Here is a 1,548-nt window from a genome sequence, read left to right as displayed (position 1 = left end):
AGTCAAGTCCAAATTAGTGTGTAAATTACCTCGGTCATCAAACGGTAGCTAATGAGACAATAGCCTAAGCGTTTATGCCGCGAAAGCTGTTGACGATGAGTACATGGCATGTTAGGCTGTTGGCCGGGCATCACCATACTAGCGCAAGACTTCTCCTCAAAGATAAGGGGGATGGCCCTGATGCCTGAAAACATGCCATGGGAGGCTCATTGTCAACAGACCGTGGAATAAATGCGTCTTCTATGCAGCAGTGCCAGACTTTGATTCCTTATCCTGCACTTGATAGTACAGCTGCATATCAAGGTATTTACGACCGGTCTGCCATTTCTCATCCTGCTCTATTAATAGAGCCCCCATGAGCCGGATGACGGATGCAGCATTGGGAAAGATTCTAATGACTCGCTCTCGACGACGAATTTCCTCATTCAACCTTTCCACACCGTTTGTAGTACGAAGCCGTTTCCGATACTTCAGGGGCAACGCAAGAACAGCAGTAATATCATCAAATGCTTCATCCAGGAGAGCTGTGGCTTTTGGTGCTTTGACTTCATATGTTTGGATAATGTGGTCTCTGATTTTACGAGCACTCTCAAGGTCAACAGCCTCATAAAGCTGGCGCAGCTCTTCCTTAATTTCCGTCTGTAATGCTTTAGGCGTATGATCCAGTATGTTCCTGGAAAAATGGGTTTGACAACGCTGCCAGCTAGCACCTTGAAAATGCTTTCTAACAGCATTAACCAGCCCTTTATGGTCATCAGAGGTAACCAGGCGAACATCCTTTAGCCCACGATCCTTGAGTGAAGAAAAGAACTCACCCCAACTGCTTTCTGATTCGCTGTTGGCTAATTGAAACCCGATGATTTCACGATAGCCATCTTCGTTAACGGCAATGGCGATCAGCATACCTCTTGACTGTACACGTCCATTTTCCCGCACCTTTACATAGATGGCATCCACCATGAGAAAGGGATAATGGCTTTGCAGAGGCCTTGTACGGAATGCTTCTACTATTGGATCTAAGTTCTTACAAAGTTCTGAGATGGTCGATTTTGAAAACTTTTTTCCACATAGCTCTTCAGTAATTAGCTCAACCTTTCGAGTGGAAACACCATTGATGACCATCTCCATCATAGCCAGCACCAACGCTTGTTCACTGCGCTGGTATCGGGCAAAAAGCTCTGTAGAGAACTGTCCATTGCGATGCCTGGGAACCCGTAATGTGAGTGTGCCAACTCGCGTAGTCATTTGTCTATCTCGAAACCCATTGCGGTATGCGGCTCTTTCTTCAGTGCGCTCATAGGGTTCAGCACCTATTTGCTCTGTAGATTGAGCTAAAAGTATCTGGTTGAAGATTTCCTCCAACAATTTGGAGAATGCTTCATCCCTACCATTTGATAAAAATAATCCGTGCAAAAGTTCTTCGGTTATAGTAATATTAAACTGAGCCATGGTTCATCCTCCTCGGTTTGGTATTTGTTTAGCAACTATATTTTACCGAGGTATGAGCTTTGGCTCAACTCCTTTTTACACCATTATATAGACTTAATC

1 protein-coding gene is annotated in these 1,548 nt (G+C 44.7%); it reads right to left on the bottom strand.

Going from position 1 to position 1,548, the window contains the following annotated elements; translation table 11 throughout:
• Window positions 1–240: 240 nt before the first annotated feature.
• On the bottom strand, window positions 241–1,449 hold the full coding sequence (locus tag F3H12_RS13085; RefSeq protein ID WP_015357874.1) for an IS256 family transposase: 1,209 nt from the start codon (window positions 1,447–1,449) through the stop codon (window positions 241–243).
• Between the last annotated feature and the right edge of the window lie 99 nt (window positions 1,450–1,548).

The sequence above is a fragment of the Thermoclostridium caenicola genome (assembly GCF_900142095.1).
Taxonomy (GTDB): domain Bacteria; phylum Bacillota; class Clostridia; order DSM-8532; family DSM-8532; genus Thermoclostridium_A; species Thermoclostridium_A caenicola.
This window is presented reverse-complemented; position numbering and strand designations above follow the sequence as displayed.